A 21,471-nucleotide genomic window follows, 5' to 3' on the forward strand; every position below is an offset into this window, starting at 1 on the left:
CGGACGGATCGCAGAATAATTTTTAGGCACACCGAAATATCCGCTAAGATTTCGGCATGCCTAAAAATTCCGAGCTCGCCGAGGCGCCCGTGACCCGCACCGCCCCACCCCGCAGTCTGTGGCTGCTCGGTCCCGCCCTGGTCGCGGGCGTGGCCTACCTCGACCCGGGCAACGTCGCCAGCAACATGACCGCCGGCGCGCAGTACGGTTACCTGCTGGTCTGGGTCGTCGTGGCGGGCAACGTGATGGCGTGGCTCATCCAGTACCTCTCCGCGAAGCTGGGCGTGGTCACGGGGCAGAGCCTTCCCGAGTTGCTCGGCTCGCGCCTCAAGAATCGATGGGCGCGACGCTCCTACTGGTTGCAGGCCGAGCTCGTGGCCATGGCGACCGACCTCGCCGAGGTGATCGGTGGCGCGGTCGCCCTGAACCTGCTGTTCAACGTGCCGCTCCTGCTCGGCGGAGTCATCACGGGGGCCGTGTCGATGATCCTGCTCGCCGTGCAGAGCCGCCGCGGACCGAAGCCGTTCGAGTTCGTGATCATCGCCCTGATGGCGATCATCACCATCGGTTTCGTCGCGGGCGTCTTCGTCGCGCCGCCCGACCCGGCGGGGGTGGTGGGTGGCCTGATGCCGCGCTTCGAGGACACCGGGTCGGTGCTGCTCGCGGCATCCATCCTCGGTGCCACGATCATGCCGCACGCGATCTACGCCCACTCCTCCCTCTCCCGCGACCGCTTCGGCGCCAGGACCTCGCACGCCGGCGACGAGGCCGTGCGCACCGAGACCTCCCGCATCCGACGGCTGCTCACCGCCACCCGGTGGGACGTGTCGATCGCGATGCTCATCGCGGGGTCGGTGAACCTGGCGATCCTACTGCTGGCGGCGGCGAACCTCGCCGGCGTCGAGGGCACCGACTCGCTCGAGGGAGCGCACGCGGCACTGGCCGCCGGGCTCGGGCCCGTCGTCGCGACGTTCTTCGCGGTGGGCCTCCTCGCCTCGGGGCTCGCCTCGACCTCGGTCGGTGCGTACGCCGGAGCCGAGATCATGCACGGGCTGCTGCATGTGCGCATCCCGCTGCTCGCCCGCCGACTGGTGACACTGATCCCCGCCCTCGTGATCCTCGGCATCGGCGTCGACCCCACGCTCGCTCTGGTGCTCAGTCAGGTCGTGCTGTCGTTCGGCATCCCGTTCGCGCTGATCCCGCTCGTCGCCCTCACCGCGCAGCGCCGCACGCTGGGCGTGTGGGCGAACAGGGCCTGGACCACCGCGGCCGGCATCATCGCCTCGGTGCTGCTCATCGCGCTGAACGCGGCACTGCTCTGGCTCGTGCTGACCGGCGCCTGAGGCACGGATAGGCTCGGAGTCATGTCTGCCGAGATCGCCCGTCGCAACGTCCGCATCCTCACCTGGATCGGCATCGCGACGGGCGTGATCGGCGGTCTGCTGGTCGCCTTCCCGAAGGTCGTCGGCGCCGGTGGCCCGTGGGTGCAGCTCGCACTGGGCATCGCGACCCTCGTGCTCGCGTTCCGCGCACGCAAGATCGGCATCGCCGACATCGAGGGCTTCGATGGACGCCTGTCGCTCTTCGCCGCCCTGCTCGGCTTCCTCGTGGTGTTCTTCGCCGGTCAGGCCGCCTTCGGCATCCTCGTCGCCGTGGCGAACCCCTGATCACCGACCCCTGACCGCTAGGCCGTGACAAACCCCGTCACCAGGTACAGCACGAGCGACAACCCGGCGGCGATCCCGGCGTAGGGAAGGATCGCCAGCATGAGGTTGATCGGTTTGATGCCGATCGACCGCGAGGCGAGGATGATGCCGTCGCCGTAGAGGCACGTGGTGCTGCCCAGCGCGGCGCCGGAGAACACCGCCGCGCCCGCGAGGATCGGATCGGCCCCGAGAGCGATCGCGAGCGGAAGCACCACCGGGGTGATCACGGCGGCGAGATCCCAGAACGATCCGGTCGCGTACGCGTAGATGCCGCACACCGCGAACACGATCGCGGGCAGCAGCGCCGGGGTGAGCACCGGCTCGGTGACCTGGATCACGAACTCGGCGAGCTGCAGGGTGACGTTCATCTCCTGCACCATGAAGGCGAGAACCGTGAGGATCATCACGAACAGCATGCTCTCGATACCCTCGAGCGCGGCATCCAGCACCCCACGGATGCTGAGTCGACGCTGCAGGAGCACGATGACGACGGTGACGGCCAGCGCCGCAGCGGTGCCGGCGACCACGTTCGCGTTGGTCATGATCGTCACCCCGACCAGAACGACCATGGCGATCAGGAAGCCCCACGGCTGCGGCTTTCGCGTGGTGTCGGTCGAGGTCGCGAGTGCCGTCGCGACCCGCTGTGCCGTCGAGCCGTCCGGGTCGTCGGCGCGCAGCTCGCTCAGCAGCGCCACACCCTCGGCGCGGCGCTCCTCGTCGGTCGTGCCGATCGGGAAGACATCGCCGTCTCGCTCCGCCCGCAGCGCATCGCGTCTGATCACGCCGAACTTCGGCAGCCAGCCGATGCTCATCAGTAGCGCGACCGCAAGCGCGGCCCAGCCGAAGAAGATGTACGGGATGGCCTGCAGGTAGGCGCCGAAGCCGGAGCCGTCCACCGTGACGCCCTGCGCCTCGAACAGGCCGGAGAAGAACAGCGCCCACGTCGACACGGGGATCAGCACGGCGATCGGCGCGGCCGTCATCTTCATGATCGCGCCGAGCTGCGTACGCGGCACCCGGTAGCGGTCGGTGACCTGCTTCATCGAGGTGCCGGTGGTGAGCACGTTGAGGTAGTCGTCGACGAACAGCACGATCGACAGCAGGAAGGTCAGCACGGTCGACTTGCGACGCGAGGTCACGAACCGCTCCGCCCACGATGCGAAGTCGGTGACGATGCCCGACTTCTCGAACAGCATCATCAGGATGCCGAACAGCGCGACGATCAGCAGCAGCCACTGCGCGGTGGCGTTCGAGAGCGCCTTGCCGGTGTACTCGACCCAGATGTCGAAGCCGCCCCAGCCGCCGAGGATCAGCGCTCCGGCGACGGTGCCGCAGAACAGGGCGAAGAGGGTGCGACGGGTGGCGACCGCGACGACGAGGATCACCGCGATGGGGAGGAGGGCGAGAGCGCCGAATTCTGGCATGGAAGTCACCTCAGTGTGAAGGGCGAGCAGAAGTCTTGCAGGGGTGCGGGGGCGAGTCCCGGGTCAGGACTCGACGCCGCCGACGACCGTCCCCTGTACGGGCAGATCGGGGAGGTCATCCGGGGAGACGTGCAGCGGGTTCTCCGCCCACACGGCGTAGTCGGCCCGGAAACCGGGGGCGATGCGGCCGAGATCGGCGTCGCCCTGGGCTCGGGCGGCGCCGATGGTGTAGCCGTGCAGCGCCTGGTAAGGAGTGAGGACCTGCTCCGGCTCGAAGACCGGGGCGTTGCGGTCACCGGGACGCCGACGCAGCATCGCCCACGCGAGGCCGATGCGTGCGTCGTTCTGCGCGATGGGCCAGTCCGAGCCCAGGGCGAGGGGCGCTCCGGCATCCCAGTAGTCGCGCACACGCCAGGCGCGGGCGGCACGTTCGTGCCCCAGCTTGCGCGACCAATCGTCCGAGCCGTCTGCCTTGCGCCACTGCATGTGCAGCGGCTGCATGGATGCCGTGATGCCGGCGGCGGCGATCCGCGCGACGTCTACGTCCGTCGTCGTCTCGAGGTGCTCGATGCGATGCGGAGCACCGGTGGCACTGCGCACTCCGGCAGCGAGGTACGCGTCGACGACCTCGCCGACCGCTCGGTCGCCGATCGCATGCGTCGCGACCTGGAATCCGGCGTCGGCGTACCGACGGACCGTACGGGCGTAGGCCGCGGCATCCTTCCAGAACGGCTCCCGCCCCTCACCAGCGGTGTCGGGCTCGTACAGCCATGCGGTGCCGGTCTCGACCACACCGTCGGCGTAGAGCTTGACCACACCGCCGCGCCAGCGATCGCCCCGGCGGTCACGCACTCCGAGGTTGAGAGCCGTCCGTTCCGCATCGAACCCGGGCTCATGGTCGATGGCCGAGACGATGCGGATCGGGAGGCCGGGGCCCTGCTCCAGCGCGTCCAGCAGCTCGAGGGTCGCGAAACCGCCGTCCATGATCGTTCCGCCGGTGAGGCCGGAGCCACGGAGTCCGCGCAGCAGCTCGTGCCCGACTGCCAGTGTCTGCGCACGACTGAGCGCGGGGGCACGCAATCGCACCGGCTCATAGGCGCCGAGTTCGCGTAGCTCGCCGGTCGGGGATCCGTCGGAATCGGTGACGATGCGCGAGGAATCCTCGAAGTCGCGGGCGCCCGTGATCCCGGCCCGGCCCATACCGGCACGGCTGGCGAGCGCGGTGTGGCCGTCGAACAGGATCAGCAGCGTCGGGAGCCCGCGCACGGCATCCTCGATGGCCTCGGCCGTCATCGGGAGGTCGTGAAACACGTCGTAGTCGACGTTCCACCCCCGCACCCACGGATCGGCGTCGGCGGCGAGCGCCCGATCCGCCTCGGAGCGGAGCGCCGCGAGCAGGGCGGCGCCGGAGGTGATGCCGCCGAGGTCGATGCCGGCGGTCAGCTCGATCCCCTGGATCGGATGCAGGTGTGCATCGATGAGCCCAGGCGTCACGGCCGCACCGCCGAGGTCGTGCACGACGGTACGGGGTCCCCGCAGTTCGCGCACCAGCGCGTCGTCGCCGACGGCGAGGAAGCGGCCGCCGCGCACGGCGAACGCTGTGGCCTGCGGGCGGCGCGGGTCCATCGTGACCACGTGCGCGCCGGTGACAATGGTGTCGACGTCGAAACCGGTCATGACTGTGCTTTCGTCAGTATTGAAAGAGTTTCAATAAAGTAGCAGACACAAGAGCAGAATCGAGCACGATGACGAAAACTCCGCGCAGCGTCGGTCGCCCGTCGACACAGGTGCTCACCGAGGAGAGCATCCTGAAGGCGGCGTTCCGGCTCAGCGCACAGCGCACTCCGCGCCAGTTCACGATGACCGCTCTGGCGGAATCGCTCGGCGTGCGCACCTCAGCGCTCTACCACCACTTCGCCAATCGCGACGCCGTGATCCGGGCGATGCGCGGGCAGGTCAGTCGCGCGCTCGTCTCCCCCGTGCTGCATGAGATGGCCGTGGAAGACGCGCTCCTGGCCTGGGCACACAGCTACCGTGACGCCGCCATCCGCGCCCCCGAGGCCATGGTGATGCTCGCTATGTCTCCGATCGACGCGGATGAGGCATCGTTCGCCGACTACGAGCAGATCGCGCGCCTTCTCACCGACGATGGCTGGCCGACCGAGACAATCGTCGACACGATCGTCGCTCTCGAGTCCTTCATCATCGGCTCCGCACTCGATGCCCTCGCGCCGGCGGACAACATGTCGCCCCAGCACCTCGCATCCGAGTTCCCCGTCTTCGCGGAGGCAGAGTCCGCCCGCGCGCGCCTGAGCGACGCCCCCGCCCGCCGCACCTTCGAGATCGGGGTGCGCGCCCTGATCCGCGGCCTGACCTCGTGGGCCCGCGACCCCCTGATCTAGACTGTTCCGGTGGCATCTCCGGCAGCAGACGACTACCTGAAGACGGTGTACGCGCACACCGAATGGCAGGACGCACCGATCACCCCGTCGGTCTTGGCCGCCAAGCTCGGCATCGCACCGTCATCAGTCACCGAGATGGTGAAGAAGCTCGCCGCCGCGGGTCTCGTCTCACACGTGCCCTACGGCGCGGTGCGGTTGACGGATGCCGGCACACGCCGCGCCCTCGCGATGGTGCGCCGCCACCGACTCGTCGAGACCTGGCTCGTGCGCGAGTTCGACTACGGCTGGCACGAGGTGCACGACGAGGCCGAGGTGCTCGAGCACACCATCAGCGATCGACTGCTCGAGGGCATCGATGCCCGCCTCGGTCGCCCACGGTTCGACCCGCACGGCGATGCGATCCCGGATGCCGACGGACGAGTGGAGCGCGAGCCGTTCGTGCTGCTCGCCGACGCCCTCGAGGGTCATGTGGGTCGCGTGCTGCGCGTCAGCGACGAGGACCCGGAGATCCTTCGCGCGGTCGAGGCCGCGGGGATCGCTGTGGGCGTCGAGGTGTCGGTGACATCGGGCGGCTTCTCGGTCGACGGCACACAGGCCGAAATCGTGCACGCAGCAGATGTGATCTGGCTCACGGCCTGAGGCTGCGCCGTAGCCGTCCACCGGACCGATACCTGCTCCCTCTAGGCTGTGCACATGGCACACCGCGACGACATCGAATGCTGGCTCACCGACATGGACGGCGTGCTCGTCCATGAGAACGACGCCATCCCCGGAGCATCCGAGATGCTCGCCGGGTGGGAGCGCAACGGCATCCCCTACCTCGTGCTGACGAACAACTCGATCTTCACGGCGCGCGATCTCTCCGCACGTCTCCGCGCCAGCGGACTCGTCGTTCCCGAGGAGCGCATCTGGACCTCCGCTCTCGCCACCGCCGACTTCCTCGCCCAGCAGCTGCCCGGCGGCTCCGCGTTCGTGATCGGCGAGGCCGGCATCCTCACCGCGCTGCATGAGGCCGGGTTCATCATGACCGAGACGAAGCCCGACTTCGTGGTCGTCGGCGAGACGCGCAACTACTCGTTCGAGGCGATCACCAAGGCCATCCGCCACATCAACGCGGGCTCGCGCTTCATCGTCACCAACCCCGACGCCACCGGCCCCAGCGCCGAGGGGCCGATGCCGGCGACCGGCGCGATCGCGGCGCTCATCACCAAGGCCACGGGCAGGGAACCCTACGTGGTCGGCAAGCCGAACCCGATGATGTTCCGCTCGGCGCTCAACAAGATCGGCGCGCACTCGAAGAAGACGGGCATGATCGGCGACCGCATGGACACCGACATCGTCGCGGGCATCGAGGCGGGCCTGCACACGATCCTCGTGCTCACCGGCATCAGCGACCAGACCGAGATCGAGAAGTACCCGTTCCGTCCCGACGAGATCGTCGACTCGGTCGCCGACCTGCTGCCCACCGTCACCAACACCATCCCGACGCTCGACGAGGACTGAGATGGGAGCACTCGACGAGGGCGAGCGGGTCAGGGCTGCGGATGCCGCGACCTGGCGCGCCTGGCTCGAACACCACCACGAACGCCCCTCCGGGGTCTGGCTGCTGAGCGTGCGCGGCAAGGATGCCGGCGGCGTGGGGTACGAGGATGCTGTGCGCCAGGCCCTGTGCTTCGGATGGATCGACGGGCCCGTGCGCACGTTCGATGATCAGACCGTCGGGCAGTGGTTCTCGCCGCGGCGCGCGTCGAGCGGGTGGGCCGCGACGAACAAGGCGCGGATCGCCGACCTGGAGGCGACCGGTCAGCTCGCCGCCGCCGGCATCCGTGCGCTCGACGTGGCCAAGGCGAACGGCGCCTGGGAAATGCTCGACGGACCGGAAGCGGGGATCGAACCTCCCGCACTCACTGCCGCTCTGGACGCCTCACCCGCGGCGCGAGTGAACTGGGACGCCTTCCCCCAGTCGGTCAAGAAGCTCGGGTTGACGCACATCGCGATGGCGAAGCGGGAGGCGACGCGCGACGCGCGCATCGCGAAGATCGTGGCGGATGCCGCGGAAGGGAGACGACCATGACGCAGTCGGACCTGCTGTTCCTGGTGGTGTTCCTGATCCTGCTGAGCAGCCTCACGGTGTTCATCGTGCAGCTGGTGCGCTCGCGGCGCCGCGGATCGAGCGACGACGACGGCCGCGCCGGCTGGTGGGAAGGCCCCTGGGACGACGACGAGCGACGCCCGCGCTGACCTGCCTTTCTCTTGTTCCCGAGCGCCGATCGCCGAGCGCACGGGAAGTCGTCGAGTGCACGGCCTACTTGCGTCGCCAAGTCATGCAGTCGGCAGGACGCCGTGCACTCGGCGCTACGTAGCCCGCGCGTCAGGACCGCAGCGTGAGGCTCGTGAGGGCGGCTACCGGTTCGGTCAGGCGCAACGGGCCGGCGCCCGGAGTGATCGTGCCGAGGATGCGCGGTGCTCTCGCTCCGGTGCCGCCGGGGATCACCGCGGCGACGCCGTGCATCGTGCACCAGCCGATCAGCGCGAAGAGCACCGCCTCCTTGTTGTCGGCCGAGGCCCCGAGTTCGTCGGCGAGCACCACATCGACCTCGGGGAGAGCGTCCCGCAGTCCCTGCATGATGAGCGGGTTGCGGCATCCGCCCCCGGAGACCGCAAGGTAGCCGACGCCGGCGGCCCGCACATCCTGCGCAACCGTCTGCACCGTGAGCTCGGTGAGGGTGCGCACGAGGTCGGGCGTCGAGATCTCCCGGCCCGACAGGTGCGCGCGCACGTAGTCGAGGTGGAAGTGCTCTTTGCCGGTGCTCTTCGGCGCGGAGAGCGCGTAGTACGGATCAGCCAGCAATGCGGTGAGTAGCGCCTCGTCGACGGCGCCGGAGCGGGCGATCGCGGCATCGTCGTCGTAGCCGAGGTCGTTCAGTGCACGGTCGACGACCACCGCGTCGACCAGGGCGTTCGCCGGGCCGATGTCGTAGGCCGAGATGCCGTCTCCGACGACGGTGATGTTCGCGATGCCGCCCAGGTTCAGCGCAGCCGACGTGCCGGCCCGACCGCGCAGCAGCAGCTCGTCGAGGAACGAGACCAGCGGGGCGCCGTGACCGCCGACGGTGATGTCGCGGATACGTACGTCCGACACGACCGGCGCACCCACCTTCTCGGCGATCCACGCCGGCTGACCGATCTGCAGGGTGCCGAGTGCGTGCCCCGCGTCCACCCAGTGGTACACTGTCTGGCCGTGGGTGCAGACGGCGTCGACTCCCCCGACGGATGCCGCAGCACCCGCCGCGACCTCGGCGAACGCCTGACCGATCAGGGTGTCGAGTTCACAGACCTCCGCGAGCGTGGTCTGTGAGGGCGGCAGCGCGGCGACGAGACGGGCGCGCAGCTCTGGAGCGTACGCAACGCTGTCCTCGTGCAACACGGTGCCGTGCAGCGCACCGTCGCTCTCCTGAAAGTCGACGACCGTCACGTCGATGCCGTCGTGTGAGGTGCCCGAGAGCAGGCCGAGTACGCGCATGCGCAGTCCTTCCGTCGTCTCCTCCGAGGGTAGCCGGGTTTTGTTAGGAGCGTGTACGGAAAGGGGCGACTGCTCCTGCACCGTTGCGGGTTCACCCGGGCTTTCCGCAGTCCCCGTAAGCGGCAGAATCCCGTACCCCTGGATGTGTGGGATTCCGGCTAGCGTCCTGGTGTGCCCCTCGGAAGCGGCGCAGAATGGAGGGGTGTTCGTGTCCGCAGAGATCATCGCGATCATCATCAGCGCGGTCGGCCTGATGCTGACGATGGGCACGATGATGCTCGCCGGCTTCGCCTGGTGCGTGCGCAGGATCGACGCGGTCGACCAGAGACTCGGCGCTCGGATTGACGCGGTGGCCGCCGATGTCAACGAGCTGAAGATCTCCGTCGCGGAGCTGAAGATCTCCGTGGCACGCCTGGAGGGGCCGCCGCGACACCTGCTCGTCGCGACGCGCTGATCCCGCCGCGTCAGCGGATGACGAGCGCTGCGGCGCCGATGAGCGGTCCTTCGTCGCCGAGCCCCGAACGCACGACCCGGGCACGACGGGAGTACTCGTGCGCGGCGCTCGCGGTGAGCGCCTCCTGCACCAGATCGATGTAGTCCGCGGAGACGCGGGAGAATCCACCGCCGATCGCGACCATGTCGAGGTCGACCAGGGTCGCGGCATCCGCCAGAGCCTCACCCACGGCTTTCGCCGAACGCTCGATCGCCGCGCGGGCGATGGCGTCGCCGGCGGCGGCATCCCGAGCGAGATCCTCGCCCGTGGCTCCCGACCAGCCCTGCTGCTGCGCCCAGGCGGCACTCGCCGGGCCGGAAGCGATCTCCTCGAGCGTCAGGCCGCCCTCACGGCGCACCTGCCCGAGGTGTCCGGCGTTACCCGTCGCTCCGGGGATGTACGCGCCGTTCGCGACGAAGCCTCCACCGACGCCGGTCGAGACCACGATCGAGAGGGAGGCGCCGGCGTTCTGCGTCGCACCCAGCCACGCCTCGGCGAGCGCGAGCGCACCGCCGTCGTGGCCGAGCACGGTCGGCACCGCACGGCCCAGGATGTCGGATGCCGCAGATCTCACGGCCTCCTCGAGGCCGAAGCCGCGGGCGAGAGGCATGTTGACGGGCATGATCGACCCGGCAGCACGATCGATAGGCCCGGCACTGCCCACTCCGGCGCCGACGATCTCGGCATCCGAGGGAGCCGCGGCGAGCGCATGGGCGACGATCGCGCGCACGGCATCCGTCAGCGAATCGAGGGTTGCCTCGCGGCCGGTCGCCTGACGGCTGCGGCTTCCCTCGACGAGCGTGCCGTCCTCACGAACCAGGGCGGCTTCCATCTTCGTGCCGCCCACATCGACGGCCAGTGCGTAGCGGGTCACTGGGGGTCGAGTCCCAGGTCGTCGAGGTCGAAGGCGGCTCGCCATTCGAGGCCCTCGGCTTCGATCGCGGCCTGCGCCCCGGTCTTGCGGTCGACGATCACGGCGACGGCGACGATCTCGGCGCCTTCCTTGCGCAGAGCCTCGACGGCCTTGAGTGCCGACTGTCCGGTGGTCGAGGTGTCTTCCAGCACGACGACGCGCTTGCCCTTGACGTCGGCGCCCTCGATCTGGCGGCCGCGGCCGTGGTCCTTCGGCTCCTTGCGCACGACGAACGCGTCGAGCGGACGGTCTGCCGCGACCGAGGCGTGCAGCACGGAGTTCGCGATCGGGTCGGCGCCGAGCGTGAGTCCACCGACGGCCACGACGTCGAGGTCGCCGATCAGGTCGAGCATGATGCGCCCGATCGCGGGGGCGGCCCGGTGGTCGAGCGTGAGCTTGCGCATGTCGACGTAGTACGTCGCCTTCTTGCCGCTGGAGAGGGTGAAGTCGCCGTGGAACACCGCCTCAGCCTTGATCAGGTCGAGGAGTGTCTGGCGGTCTGTGTCGAGTGCGGTCACGGCATCCAGTGTAGAAGGCGCAGGCTTCGTGTTCCGCGGGAAGTCTGCGTGTCCGATGCCGCGACTCCGCTGTCCGATGCCGCAACTAGGCTGGACGCATGCGCTTGGCCACCTGGAACGTCAACTCCATCCGCACTCGTGTCACCCGCACCGTCGAGTTCGCCGTGCGCGAAGACATCGACGTGCTGGCGATGCAGGAGATCAAGTGCAAGCCCGAGCAGTTCCCCTACGGACCGTTCGAAGAGGCCGGGTACCACGTCGAGGTGCACGGACTGAATCAATGGAACGGCGTCGCGATCGCGAGTCGCCTGCCCGTCACCGACGTGCGCACGGCGTTCGACGGCATGCCCGGTTTCGCCAAGGGCCATGAGGGGCCGGATGCTCCGCTCGAAGCGCGTGCGCTCGGCGTGATGGTCGACGGCGTGCGCGTGTGGAGCCTGTACGTACCGAACGGCCGATCGCTCGACGACCCGCACTATGCCTACAAGCTGCACTGGCTCGAAGCTCTGAAGAATTCCACGGCGGCCGAGCTGTCGGCGAACCCCGACCTGCCGCTGGCCCTGGTCGGCGACTTCAACATCATCCCGTTCGACAAGGACAACGGCGATCCCGACATCGTCGAGGGCGTCTCGACCCACGTCTCCCCGGCCGAGCGCCAGGCGTTCTTCGCGTTCCAGGATGCGGGCCTCACCGACGTGGTGCGCCCGCTGCTGCCTGAGGGCTTCACGTACTGGGATTACCAGCGGCTCAAGTTCCCTCGCAACGAGGGCGTGCGCATCGACTTCGTGCTGGGCTCGCGAACGCTGTCCGAGGCCGTGCGGGGTGCGTCGATCCACCGCGACGAGCGCAAGGGCGAGCAGCCGAGCGACCACGTGCCGGTGGTGGTGGACCTCGACTTCGGCGGCGCTGATGACGACGACGACATGCCGATGATCTTCTCGTGAGCACGCTCTTCTCGTGACTCCCGGAACGCAGCCATGACGGTCCGCCTGATCGCCACGGATCTCGACGGCACGCTGCTCGACCCGTCCTCGGCTGTCACCGCCCGCACCCGCGCCGCTCTCGACGCGGCGCGCAGCCGCGGCATCCATGTGGTTCCGGTCACTGCCCGGCAGCCCATCGGCCTGCGGGCGATCGCCGGAGATGCGGCCTTCGACGGCTGGGCGCTGTGCAGCAACGGCGCCTATGCGATCCACCTCACCGATGCACGGATGCTGTTCGCCGAAGAACTGCCGGCAGAGACCATCCGCACCCTCGCCGAGGCGCTGCGAGCGAGCATCCCCGGCCTGCTCTTCGCCAGCGTTCGCGAGGGTGGCGAGACGTTCGTGGCCCAGCATGGCTACGCCGAGATCGCCGACCTCAGCGACCACAAGCGTGATCCGAAGACCATGGGCGGGGTGCCGCTCGAGCAGGTGCTCGCCGCTCCCAGCCTGAAGTTCGTGATCCGGCATCCCGAGCTCGCTCCCGCTGCGCTCTTCGACACGCTGCGATCACTGGGTATCACCGGCTTCGAGGCGACATTGTCGGGCGCTCCCTTCGTCGAGGTCATGGCCGAGGGCGTGACCAAGGCCACCGGCCTCGCCCGCCTCTGCGCGCACCTCGGTGTCGATCGTGCTGACGTCGTCGCCTTCGGCGATGCCCTCAACGACGTCGAGATGCTGCGCTGGGCAGGGCTCGGCGTCGCCATGGCCGACGCCGAGCCGGTCGTGCAGGATGCCGCCGACGAGACGACCGCATCGAACGCCGATGACGGCGTCGCCCGGGTGATCGAGCGGCTTCTCGGCTGAGGCGCTACGAGATCAGGCAGCCTCAGGGCATCGCTCGCGCGTGTACCCAGACGGTTCGCGTGAACTCCCAACCGAGGGTTCTCTCTCGAGGCGAGCGCCCGCACGAGTACTCGACCCCGTATTCGTCGCCCCACGGGCTGCCGTCGTATGGGCACCGATACTCTTCACGGTCGTTCGGTATCGCCCAGTATTCTCGGGCGAAGACGTAGAGGGACGGCGGCTCGTACGGCTCGAGAATCGGAAGCGCGTCCAGCGGTGGCAGCTCCATGTCCAGCGCGACGCTGTCTCCCCAGGGAACTGCGAGACGTGCGTCCATTCCCGCCGGCAGTCTCCGCGCACACGCAGACAACAGCTCAAGGCTCGCGTTGGCATCGAATCCCGCTTCGGGTGTCTCGCCGAGAATCTCGTCGAGGTGGTCGGCGACGAACAGACGCGTCGCCGAGTCGAGCGTCGCGACGCTGCGCGCTACCCATTCCGAGACACGTCGCTCATTCACAAGCGAGCCTCCGTCCGTCACGCAGGGGCCTCGCAGGGATCGTCACGATACTGGTCGGCGTCAAGGGATGCGTCGATGGATGCGAGAAGCGTGAGCCATCGGCGGTCGACGTTGAACCCGATCTCAGCCGCCGGGTTCGAGACTTGTTGGACGATCTGAACCGAGCAGATCAGTTCGGGTTGCGATGCGATCCTGTCGGCGATCCGTTCCACGTGCCCATACAGCCCGTCGAGGCTGCGCTGCACCGATAGTCCGTGACCGGCCGATGAGTACCGCGTCCAGGAACTGGCTCGCCGTGGACGCTCCATGACCATTCGAGGCCTTCTGAACATCTCCCCGACCGACCATCCCTCATCAGCATCCTCCCCCGTGATGCGAGTGATGTCCGCAAGACTGAGAGTCTCGCTCGCGATATTGAAATAGGCGAGACTCACACCGATTCGAACGGTCCCGTGCGGGGAATACTTCGCGTTCATGCTTCGGCCCTCCCAAGGACTGAATGTCACTATCAGCACTCCGATGCTGTTCGATAGATTCACGCGCCTGCTTTACTGACGCAGAGCTACTCAGCGCCTCTCTTGGTGATCCATGCCACCTGGTCATCCTTCGCATCCTCCGGGTTTGCCACGCCATCCAGGATGAGTTCGATCCGATATTCACCCTCCCCGAACTCCCACACCTTGAGAGCCCAGGTTGCTTTGCATATTTCACCATCTGGCATCAGAATCAAGAGGGAGGTTGCCTGCTTCCCGACCTGCCAGGTGCCACTTACTGTCACTGGGTCATCCCAGGCAAGATCGTCGATTGTAGCTGCACCGGTTGGAGCGCAGAGCAGATTAGCTGGCCACGACTCGGCAAGGAACGCTCCATCGTCGCTCATCGACAGAGTTGCGCCTTTGTCTGCTCCTTCCAGATCCCACGTCCCTGAGACATCGGCTGTTGTCAGGTGTTCTGCTTCAGACTGCATTGCGCATCCGCCCAAGAAAAGTAGAACAAACGATGCGCAACCGTTGCGCTTGCCTTACGCCATCTCTTCAGCATTCCGTCGCCATCCCATCGCCTCAGATGACGCAAACCTGAAGCGAGTCGGTGTCATACGGGGAGCGGATGGCCCGCGCGAGGTCGTCGCGATACACCTCGAGCTCGTCGACGACACCATCGACGACGTGTAGAAGCAGGTGCACCTGAACGCCGTCATCGTCGGGATAGCTCGCTTCGATAGAGATACGACGGACCACAGGTGCGGTGCCGGGGACTCTCGTGGCGATGCGCAGACTTCCGTCTTCGTCGAGGGATACGACACGAGCGTCGCGCAACTGGTCATGAACCTGCACCCTTCCAGGAAAGTCGTGTCGGAGCAGACGGTGGATGAGAGCATCCTCCCGTTCGGTCATTCGACGAAACCCTGTTGCCTCACTGTCAAGGAACATCGTAGATACCCGCCTCTGTCCTAGCCAAGTGGCTTTCGAGGGCCCGCTCCCTCGTGGCTGGCAATTCCAGAGCGATGAGGCACATCGCGCTTCCGAGAACGGCGAGTCCTCCGACCAGCGCAAGAGCCTGCCACCAATTCCATACGAGCAGATAGACCGCGACGATGCCGACGAGGGCTCCGGCAGCGTTGGGGACGAGCACCTGTCGCATACGGGCACGACGGGATGCCGACGGTGCGTCGGAGCCCGATCGATCGAGGAGCCGGCACGTCAACGCCACCGGCGCTCCCCCGACCGCGAAGACGACGAACGTGCCGAGCAGCGGCCGGATGTGGTTTCCCCCAGATGGAGATGGAAACCAACCGTCGATCCACCAATAGCGAAGAAGCGCGACGATCGCGGCCGTCACGACCACGGCGCCAAGGAGCAGGAGCAACGTACCGGCTCGACTTCTCCCTCTCGACATCACCGGGCCTCTCCTCTTGACCGTCGCACGCCCCCGAAGAACTTCACCGCAACAAGCCCGAGACAGCCCCCAACGAGCGCGATCCCGATGAACGCAAGAACCAGAGGGAACGACCAGACGAACAGAAAGCTGAGTAGCGAACACAAAGCAGGTCCGAGAAATACCCACACCGGCCAGGCTTCGAGCCGGCGCCTCCGCCATAGAAGCATCAGCAAGCTCAAGCCAGTGGGCACGATGGCCCCGAATACGAGGCTCACCGCGATCGAGTTCGCGAGGACGCCGCCCCGGCCGTCCGGGTCAGCGGTGCTCCAATCGAACCCGAAAGAGTTGAACGCGTACAAGTAACCGAAGACCGCTCCTGTCGCCGCGTTGACACCCGCCAACGCGATCGACGACCGGAGCCAGCGGATCTCGATGCGGGCGGACCGTGTTGAACTCATACGGTCACCTTCGCAGTTGTGATGCGCTCGAGTTCCGCGCCGTGCCGCCACGGCGACACAGTTGACCGCGCGTGGTCAGATGCCAGGAGATCCCGATACACGATTCTCGTCCACCTCCCCGAACTCCGCCTGCGTGCGCGTGAGGGAAGCCAACAGCGAGTCGGCCTTGTCGTCGATTGCCAAAAGCAGAAATGATTCTGCGTCGTAGATGGAATGGATGACGACTTGCACCTGACGTGCAAGCAGCGCGACTTCCGATTCAGACAGCGGACCAACGGGAGGCCGAAATGCCTGACGGTCCCCGCTCCCGCAAACAAATGCGTTCAAGGGATACCCGGACGCGCCGGTTCGAATAAGGCCGGTCAGATCGCGGGGCTCCGAGTGTAGATCACCCCAACGGATGACCCTGTCGTCGATGAATGACGCACGATCGAGTCCGGGGTCGCCACGACGCGCGAGATCGTCATCGACGACGAGGATGCCATCGGCGCGTGTGGACAGTTCCCGCAGAACACGGCCGAGAAAACGATCCGCACCGCCGATTCGTGCGGATTGCGAGAATTTGCTCACATCTACCCTCGATTGCCCCTGAGGCACGATCGCGTATGCCTGGACGCGATCTGTGTCGATCCGCGTCGCCACTTGCGTGGCAAGGCGCGAGCCCTGCTCCAGGGAATCCCTCGACCAGTCGGAGCACTGACCTCGTGGAACCAGGGCCAATCTCACCTCAGCGTCCATGTAAACACCACCGATCTAGGAAGAAGATCGCTCGCCGCATACGAGCTTCATCGAAACGTCTGCTGCTTCCTGTCATCCATGGGAATCGCTGGGATCATCACGATATTGATCGACGTCAAGCGATGCGTCTATGGATGCGAGAAGCGTGAGCCATCGACGATCGACGTTGAACCCGATCTCAGCCGCCGGGTTCGAGACGTACTGGACGATCTGAACCGAGCAGATCAGTTCGTGTTGAGATGCGACCCTGTCGGCGATCCGTTCCACATGCCCATACAGCCCGTCCAGGCTGAGCTGCACCGATAGTCCGTACCCGGCCGACGAGTACCTTGTCCAGGTACTGGCTCGCCGTGGACGCTCGATGACCATTCGAGGCAGTCTGTACATCTCCCCGACCGACCATCCCTTATCGGCATCCTCCCCCGTGATGCGCGTGATGTCCGCGAGACTGAGAGTCTCGCTCGCGATATTGAAATAGGCGAGGTTCATGCCGATTCGAGACGTCCCATGAGGCGACTGTGTGTCGTTCATATTTCACCCCTCCCGAGGACTGAATGTAGGTACCAGCACTCCGCTGCTGCCAAGGTTAGGAGAGACTCTGCGTTGTACATGTTGCTCTACTCTGCTCCACCTGCAACGATTCAGAAATTGCATATGTTCTTGAAGATCAGAAATGCACCAAACAACGCGAAAACACCGCCGACGAAGAAGATGTGCCACGGCGCAGAGCGATCACGCACGGCGTCGTCAGCTAACGGCTCTCCGTAAAGGAGCCTTAAGCCTGCATGAAAGAGTCGCGATGTCGCATTTCTCAAGAAAATGAGAATCAATCCAACCAACGCCAACGCCGGCCCAATAAGGATTTCAGGGTTCATGTGCACTCCACCTAGAAACTACCTTTGATGCCCACAGCGCACCCGCCGCCGACACCATATTTAATGCCACCCGAAGATGTAACCACGTGACCGGCTCACCCGGCCGACCGGGAGGGCATGGCATCGCCCAGGAATATGCTCGCGTCCCTCATGATCGATATGTGAAAGTTGCTTCATGGACAGGCACCCTGACATGCGCTACCGATACTGGTCGACGTCAAGGGATGCAGGTATGGACGCGAGAACGGTGAGCCAACGGTGATTTACGTTGAATCCGATCTCGGCCGTCGGGTTTGAGACATACTGAACGACCTGGAGTGAGCAGAACAACTCAGGCCGAGCCGAGATCCTCTCGGCAATCCGTTCCACGTGCCCATAGAGCCCGTCGAGGCTGCCCTGCACTGATAGTCCGTACCCGGCCGATGAGTACCGCTTCCACGAGCTGAATGTCCTCGGACGCTCGGCGAGCATCCCACGCCTTTGATACATTTCCCCGAGCGACCACCCCTCATCAGGTTCCTCGTGTGTGATGTTGATGATTTCCGCGAGGGTGAGAGTCTCACTCGTGACTCGAAAATACGCGAGACTTGAGCCGATTTGGACCGTCCCGTGAGGCGACTTCGTTCCGTTCATTCTTTACCCCTCCCAAGAACCAGATGTAGGTATCAGCACTCCACCGTGGCCTCGCGCGGGCCTTCTCAGACCTGTGCGCGTCGGCGACGCACGAGGGCCAGCCCGAGCACCACGAGTCCGAATGCCGCCATCACGGCGAACCCGGGGAATTCTCCGCCCGTGCTCGCGAGCGGGTCGGCAGGGTCGGCGGGGTCGGCGGCGCCGCCCGTGGACGGCGCAGCGGTCACGGTCAGGGCCGTACTGGCAATCACCGTCGTTCCCGAGAGGGCGACCAGCGTGTGCGTACCGACCGGCGCACTGGCGGGGATGCGAAGACTTCCCTTCACTGCACCACCCGCGTCAGCGGTCAACGATCCGAGCACGATGGGATCGGAATGCAACTCGAACGACAGCGTCGCTCCCGCTGTGAAGCCCGTTCCCGACACGGTTATGTCTCCGCCCGCGCGGATTGACGCCGCTGAGAGCTTCAGCGCGGGCTTCGGCTCCGAACCCTCGCACTCGTCAGTCAGTGTCATGTCCTCACCTGTCCTCGTGTCCCCGGGTGCGAGGTCGAACCACTTCGCCTCGTCGAGGGCCGTCGCGCCGCCGAAGTACTGCGTGCAGTATCCGGGCGCGGCGACGCTGAACGTGTACCGACCAGCGGGGAGCGGGCCGCCGTTCCGGGACGGGTCAGCGCTGAAGGCGAACGCCCCCCAGGACGGTGCACGGAGCACTTCCGCCCAGTCTTCACCGTTCCAGCGGTAGGCGGTGACCACCGCGCCCTCGCCACCGGGTGCGCCGACGCCATCGAGCGCGACATTTCCACGGATGTCTGCTCCGAGGTCCAGGTCGATGTCCACGCCCGTGAGATCCGCATCGGCACCGAGCGTCAACGCTGTCGCCTCGTCGCGCGTCGCCGCGTTCTCATAGAACTCGGTCGCGTAGATCGGGTTTGCGACGGAGGCGCTCGCCTCCAGGACGTACGTTCCGGTGGGAAGCGTGATCGAGTAGGAGCCGTCCTCGGCAGTGCTGACAAATCCGGCAGGTTCCGCACCATCGAACGCGATCACACTGATGTCCGCGACAGGCTCGCCGCCCGCGCGAACGACACCCGTGATGGCGGTCCCGGCTGCGAGAGCTGCGTCGATCGCAGAGCGCTGCTCACCGGATACGACGGTGACCGCCGTCGCTTCATCGATCACGGACGCGTCGTCCCAATACTCGGCGAAGAGTCGGTCATCTGCAGGAACGAAGTGGAGTGCGTAGGAACCGGGGGCGACCTCAGCGCGGTAGGAGCCGTCTGGTTCGATGTTCACCCTCTCTCCTCCGAATTCCCCTTCGCGCCAAACCTCGACGAGACCCTCGACCGGACTTCCGTCGGACTCCCTGGTGACCTGTCCGCTGATGACGGCTGACTCGGCGAGCGCCGCGTCGACGTCGGCCTCGTTCCCACCCGCGACCACCGTCACCGTCGACGCATCTGCGACGTCGGATGCGTCATCCCAGTACTCACCGGTCAAGCCGCTTCCAGCCGGGGCGTCGAAGCGCACTGTGTACTCACCGGCCCGCAGATTGGCGGAAGTGAACGATCCGTCGGCTTGCGACCAGACCAGACCAGGGCCCCACGAACCGTCGGTGGGGTAGACCTCCACCGCGGTACCCTCGACCGGACTGCCGTCGCTCTCACGCGTCACCGATCCCGAGATCGATCCTCCGAGCTGCAGCGAGGCGTCGATACCTGCGACCGTTTCGCCGCTGACCGCTGAGATCCGCTCGGCGCTCGACCAGTCTGTCGCGGCGTTCCAGTACTCGGAGACCAGGTCCGGAGCGGCACCGTCAGGAGCGAACCGTACGACATACTCGCCGACGGGAAGATCCGCAACGATGTAGTCACCGCTCGCATCCGTGTACCCGTTGAAAGAGAATCCCCCCTCGGCGGAGGAGATGAAGACCCCGACGCCCTCGACGGGCGTGCCATCGTCTTCGCGCGTCACCGTCCCGCTGATCGTCGCAGGCAGGTCGTCCGCGTCGGCCGCCGCTGGGAGCGCCCCGCCGCCGACCAGGATCAGAACTGCGCTGATCATGCCGATCCAGGATCGGTGGCCACGTCGAAGGGCCTTGCGGGGAGCGATGAGCTGCGTTTTCGAGTGCTGTGCACGCGCGCGCGACGAACGCGACGAAAGGGGGAGGGTCACCAGCAAAAGCTATGGGTTTCCTGAACCGGTGAGCAATATATAACACGAGTGGAAATTCGTTTGTCAGGAAGTCGCCGTTCGCGCAATGCACCGCCGCGTAACGCCCTGGGTCAGTCGAACGTGCCGACCTCCGGCGTGCGGTCCGTGCGGCCGTAGCGCAGCAGGGTGACCCCGCCGTCATCGGTGACCGGGGGCTCGATCAGGCGCAGCACCGAGGGCAGCGCGCCGTCGTCGAAGACCTTCTTGCCTGCCCCGAGCAGCAGCGGATAGACCCACAGGTTGAGCTGGTCGAACAGCCCCTCAGCGAGGAGCGTGTGCACGAAGTCGATGCTGCCGATCACATGCACCTCACGGTGCGCCGCGCGCATGGCGGCGATCTCGGCGGCGAGGTCGTCACCCACACGGGTACTGCCCTCCCAGTCGAGCGCGAAGGCGGCATCCCTCGTCGCGACGTACTTGGGCACCCGGTTGAAGAGGGTGCCGATGTCGCCCGACTCGCCCTCGGTGTGATGCGGCCAGTACGAGGCGAAGATGTCGTAGGTGCGGCGTCCGAGCAGCAGGGCGTCCAGCCCCTGCATGCCCTTCTCGATCTCGGGACCGACCCCCGACGACGGGTAGCCGGCCTGCCATCCGCTGAAGCGGAAGCCGCCCGAGGTGTCTTCATCGGTGCCGCCCGGCCCCTGGGCGACACCGTCGAGACTCATGAAGAGGTCGATCAGGATGCGACCCTGAACGCCGTTCGTCGGTTCTTCCGTGCTCATGTCGTGCTCCTCGCAGTCAGCGGTGCGATGTGGAAAGCCTCGGCGAACGAGGTCAGCCAGGACTCGTCGCCCCGCACCACGGCGGCCACGTCCTGAGCGATGGCGTCGGCGGGCGAGAGCGCCCCGCCGATCAACAGACGGATGCCGGGACCGGCGACGATCACGGCATCCGGGTCGCCCACCGGCACGGCGCCGCCGACGGGTGGGGCCGGAGGGGCGAGCTGCGCGACGCGGAGCTCACCCCTCTGCACCGACGCACGCAGCGCGACATCGCCCACGTGCAGTTCATACTCGCCGTCGGCCGCGGCTTCGGGCTGGAAGGCCGTGCGCAGCGCCATCGTCAGCGAATCCGGGGTCACCACGTCGCCCTCCTGCGGATCACCCATGGCCTGGAAGCCCCAGCGCCCGAGGGCGAGCATGATGGGCTCGAACGAGCGCCCGTAGGCGGTGAGCTCGTAGACCAGGCCGCAGTTGTGCAGCGGCACGCGCCGCACGACGCCACCCTCCTGCAGATCCTTCAGGCGGGTGGAGAGGATGTTGGTCGGGATGCGCGGCAGACCCTGCTTGAGGTCGGTGTATCGCCGTGGTCCGACGAGCAGGTCGCGCACGATGAGCAACGCCCACCGCTCGCCGACCAGCTCGACGGCCGCGGTGACCCCGCAGTACTGGCCGTAGCTGCGCGCCGCCATGAG

Annotated in this window: 26 protein-coding genes; 10 read left to right on the forward strand and 16 right to left on the reverse strand. The window is 66.7% G+C overall.

Features of this window, described 5'->3' with window-relative positions; all coding sequences use genetic code 11:
• The first annotated feature begins 56 nt into the window (after positions 1 to 56).
• Both P0Y60_17820 and P0Y60_17825 read left to right on the forward strand, forming a co-directional pair.
• Positions 57 to 1,343 carry an Nramp family divalent metal transporter gene (locus P0Y60_17820; GenBank protein WEK61135.1) on the forward strand — a complete coding sequence of 429 codons (1,287 nt, stop codon included), beginning with the start codon at positions 57 to 59 and terminating at the stop codon, positions 1,341 to 1,343.
• A gap of 21 nt (positions 1,344 to 1,364) precedes the next feature.
• On the forward strand, positions 1,365 to 1,667 hold the full coding sequence (locus tag P0Y60_17825) for a hypothetical protein (GenBank protein ID WEK61136.1): 303 nt from the start codon (positions 1,365 to 1,367) through the stop codon (positions 1,665 to 1,667).
• 17 nt (positions 1,668 to 1,684) lie between these two features.
• Here the strand turns inward: P0Y60_17825 and P0Y60_17830 are convergent, their stop codons facing one another.
• On the reverse strand, positions 1,685 to 3,130 hold the full coding sequence (locus tag P0Y60_17830; protein ID WEK61137.1) for a Na+/H+ antiporter NhaC family protein: 1,446 nt from the start codon (positions 3,128 to 3,130) through the stop codon (positions 1,685 to 1,687).
• A 63-nt stretch (positions 3,131 to 3,193) separates the two neighbouring features.
• Positions 3,194 to 4,807, reverse strand: coding sequence for an amidohydrolase (locus tag P0Y60_17835; protein ID WEK61138.1), 1,614 nt, complete (start codon positions 4,805 to 4,807; stop codon positions 3,194 to 3,196).
• Positions 4,808 to 4,875: 68 nt separating this feature from the next.
• Between P0Y60_17835 and P0Y60_17840 the strand changes: the two genes are divergently transcribed.
• The 5 genes from P0Y60_17840 to P0Y60_17860 are packed head-to-tail and all read left to right on the forward strand — an operon-like array spanning position 4,876 to position 7,773.
• On the forward strand, positions 4,876 to 5,532 hold the full coding sequence (locus tag P0Y60_17840; protein WEK61139.1) for a helix-turn-helix domain containing protein: 657 nt from the start codon (positions 4,876 to 4,878) through the stop codon (positions 5,530 to 5,532).
• Between the two features lie 9 nt (positions 5,533 to 5,541).
• A complete protein-coding gene (locus P0Y60_17845; protein WEK61140.1) occupies positions 5,542 to 6,171 on the forward strand; it encodes a metal-dependent transcriptional regulator in 630 nt (209 codons plus the stop codon).
• Between the two features lie 54 nt (positions 6,172 to 6,225).
• A complete protein-coding gene (locus tag P0Y60_17850; protein ID WEK61141.1) occupies positions 6,226 to 7,035 on the forward strand; it encodes an HAD-IIA family hydrolase in 810 nt (269 codons plus the stop codon).
• A 1-nt stretch (position 7,036) separates the two neighbouring features.
• The gene (locus P0Y60_17855; GenBank protein WEK61142.1) at positions 7,037 to 7,606 is read left to right on the forward strand and encodes a YdeI/OmpD-associated family protein; all 570 of its coding nucleotides are present in this window, start codon (positions 7,037 to 7,039) and stop codon (positions 7,604 to 7,606) included.
• Positions 7,603 to 7,773, forward strand: a complete 171-nt coding sequence (locus P0Y60_17860; GenBank protein WEK61143.1) for a hypothetical protein — start codon at positions 7,603 to 7,605, stop codon at positions 7,771 to 7,773. Before P0Y60_17855 ends, P0Y60_17860 begins: the two co-directional genes overlap by 4 nt.
• A gap of 130 nt (positions 7,774 to 7,903) precedes the next feature.
• Here the strand turns inward: P0Y60_17860 and P0Y60_17865 are convergent, their stop codons facing one another.
• Positions 7,904 to 9,055, reverse strand: coding sequence for an anhydro-N-acetylmuramic acid kinase (locus tag P0Y60_17865; GenBank protein ID WEK61144.1), 1,152 nt, complete (start codon positions 9,053 to 9,055; stop codon positions 7,904 to 7,906).
• Between the two features lie 202 nt (positions 9,056 to 9,257).
• On the opposite strand from P0Y60_17865, the gene P0Y60_17870 reads away from it, so the two are divergent.
• The gene (locus P0Y60_17870; protein WEK61145.1) at positions 9,258 to 9,509 is read left to right on the forward strand and encodes a hypothetical protein; all 252 of its coding nucleotides are present in this window, start codon (positions 9,258 to 9,260) and stop codon (positions 9,507 to 9,509) included.
• Between the two features lie 10 nt (positions 9,510 to 9,519).
• Here P0Y60_17870 and P0Y60_17875 read toward each other — a convergent pair whose 3' ends face one another.
• Together P0Y60_17875 and pyrE are read right to left on the reverse strand one after the other, a co-directional pair.
• Positions 9,520 to 10,422, reverse strand: a complete 903-nt coding sequence (locus P0Y60_17875; protein ID WEK61146.1) for an ROK family protein — start codon at positions 10,420 to 10,422, stop codon at positions 9,520 to 9,522.
• Positions 10,419 to 10,979, reverse strand: coding sequence for an orotate phosphoribosyltransferase (gene pyrE, locus P0Y60_17880; protein WEK61147.1), 561 nt, complete (start codon positions 10,977 to 10,979; stop codon positions 10,419 to 10,421). Before pyrE ends, P0Y60_17875 begins: the two co-directional genes overlap by 4 nt.
• Before the next feature lie 98 nt (positions 10,980 to 11,077).
• Between pyrE and P0Y60_17885 the strand changes: the two genes are divergently transcribed.
• Entirely contained in the window at positions 11,078 to 11,923 is an 846-nt protein-coding gene (locus P0Y60_17885; GenBank protein ID WEK61148.1) for an exodeoxyribonuclease III, read from the forward strand.
• 33 nt (positions 11,924 to 11,956) lie between these two features.
• The gene (locus P0Y60_17890) at positions 11,957 to 12,766 is read left to right on the forward strand and encodes an HAD family hydrolase (protein WEK61149.1); all 810 of its coding nucleotides are present in this window, start codon (positions 11,957 to 11,959) and stop codon (positions 12,764 to 12,766) included.
• 22 nt (positions 12,767 to 12,788) lie between these two features.
• Here P0Y60_17890 and P0Y60_17895 read toward each other — a convergent pair whose 3' ends face one another.
• The 11 genes from P0Y60_17895 to P0Y60_17945 form a co-directional block, all read right to left on the reverse strand.
• The gene (locus tag P0Y60_17895) at positions 12,789 to 13,283 is read right to left on the reverse strand and encodes a hypothetical protein (GenBank protein ID WEK61150.1); all 495 of its coding nucleotides are present in this window, start codon (positions 13,281 to 13,283) and stop codon (positions 12,789 to 12,791) included.
• Positions 13,280 to 13,738, reverse strand: a complete 459-nt coding sequence (locus tag P0Y60_17900; GenBank protein WEK61151.1) for a DUF4279 domain-containing protein — start codon at positions 13,736 to 13,738, stop codon at positions 13,280 to 13,282. Before P0Y60_17900 ends, P0Y60_17895 begins: the two co-directional genes overlap by 4 nt.
• Positions 13,739 to 13,824: 86 nt before the next feature.
• Complete coding sequence (locus tag P0Y60_17905) at positions 13,825 to 14,229, reverse strand: hypothetical protein (protein WEK61152.1); 405 nt, start codon at positions 14,227 to 14,229, stop codon at positions 13,825 to 13,827.
• Positions 14,230 to 14,323: 94 nt separating this feature from the next.
• Positions 14,324 to 14,596 carry a hypothetical protein gene (locus P0Y60_17910; protein ID WEK61153.1) on the reverse strand — a complete coding sequence of 91 codons (273 nt, stop codon included), beginning with the start codon at positions 14,594 to 14,596 and terminating at the stop codon, positions 14,324 to 14,326.
• A gap of 561 nt (positions 14,597 to 15,157) precedes the next feature.
• The gene (locus P0Y60_17915) at positions 15,158 to 15,598 is read right to left on the reverse strand and encodes a hypothetical protein (protein WEK61154.1); all 441 of its coding nucleotides are present in this window, start codon (positions 15,596 to 15,598) and stop codon (positions 15,158 to 15,160) included.
• 75 nt (positions 15,599 to 15,673) lie between these two features.
• Positions 15,674 to 16,168 (reverse strand): hypothetical protein, encoded by a 495-nt coding sequence (locus P0Y60_17920; GenBank protein ID WEK61155.1) that lies wholly within the window; start codon positions 16,166 to 16,168, stop codon positions 15,674 to 15,676.
• A gap of 240 nt (positions 16,169 to 16,408) precedes the next feature.
• Entirely contained in the window at positions 16,409 to 16,867 is a 459-nt protein-coding gene (locus P0Y60_17925; GenBank protein ID WEK61156.1) for a DUF4279 domain-containing protein, read from the reverse strand.
• A 110-nt stretch (positions 16,868 to 16,977) separates the two neighbouring features.
• Positions 16,978 to 17,211, reverse strand: a complete 234-nt coding sequence (locus tag P0Y60_17930; GenBank protein WEK61157.1) for a hypothetical protein — start codon at positions 17,209 to 17,211, stop codon at positions 16,978 to 16,980.
• A 698-nt stretch (positions 17,212 to 17,909) separates the two neighbouring features.
• Positions 17,910 to 19,907: a carboxypeptidase-like regulatory domain-containing protein gene (locus P0Y60_17935; GenBank protein WEK61158.1), complete on the reverse strand. Its 1,998-nt coding sequence runs from the start codon at positions 19,905 to 19,907 to the stop codon at positions 17,910 to 17,912.
• Between the two features lie 221 nt (positions 19,908 to 20,128).
• Positions 20,129 to 20,779 carry a dihydrofolate reductase family protein gene (locus tag P0Y60_17940; GenBank protein ID WEK61159.1) on the reverse strand — a complete coding sequence of 217 codons (651 nt, stop codon included), beginning with the start codon at positions 20,777 to 20,779 and terminating at the stop codon, positions 20,129 to 20,131.
• Positions 20,776 to 21,468, reverse strand: coding sequence for a helix-turn-helix domain-containing protein (locus P0Y60_17945; protein WEK61160.1), 693 nt, complete (start codon positions 21,466 to 21,468; stop codon positions 20,776 to 20,778). The genes P0Y60_17940 and P0Y60_17945 overlap by 4 nt, the downstream gene beginning before the upstream one ends.
• Positions 21,469 to 21,471 lie beyond the last annotated feature (3 nt).

The organism is Candidatus Microbacterium colombiense, from assembly GCA_029203165.1.
Taxonomy (GTDB): domain Bacteria; phylum Actinomycetota; class Actinomycetes; order Actinomycetales; family Microbacteriaceae; genus Microbacterium; species Microbacterium colombiense.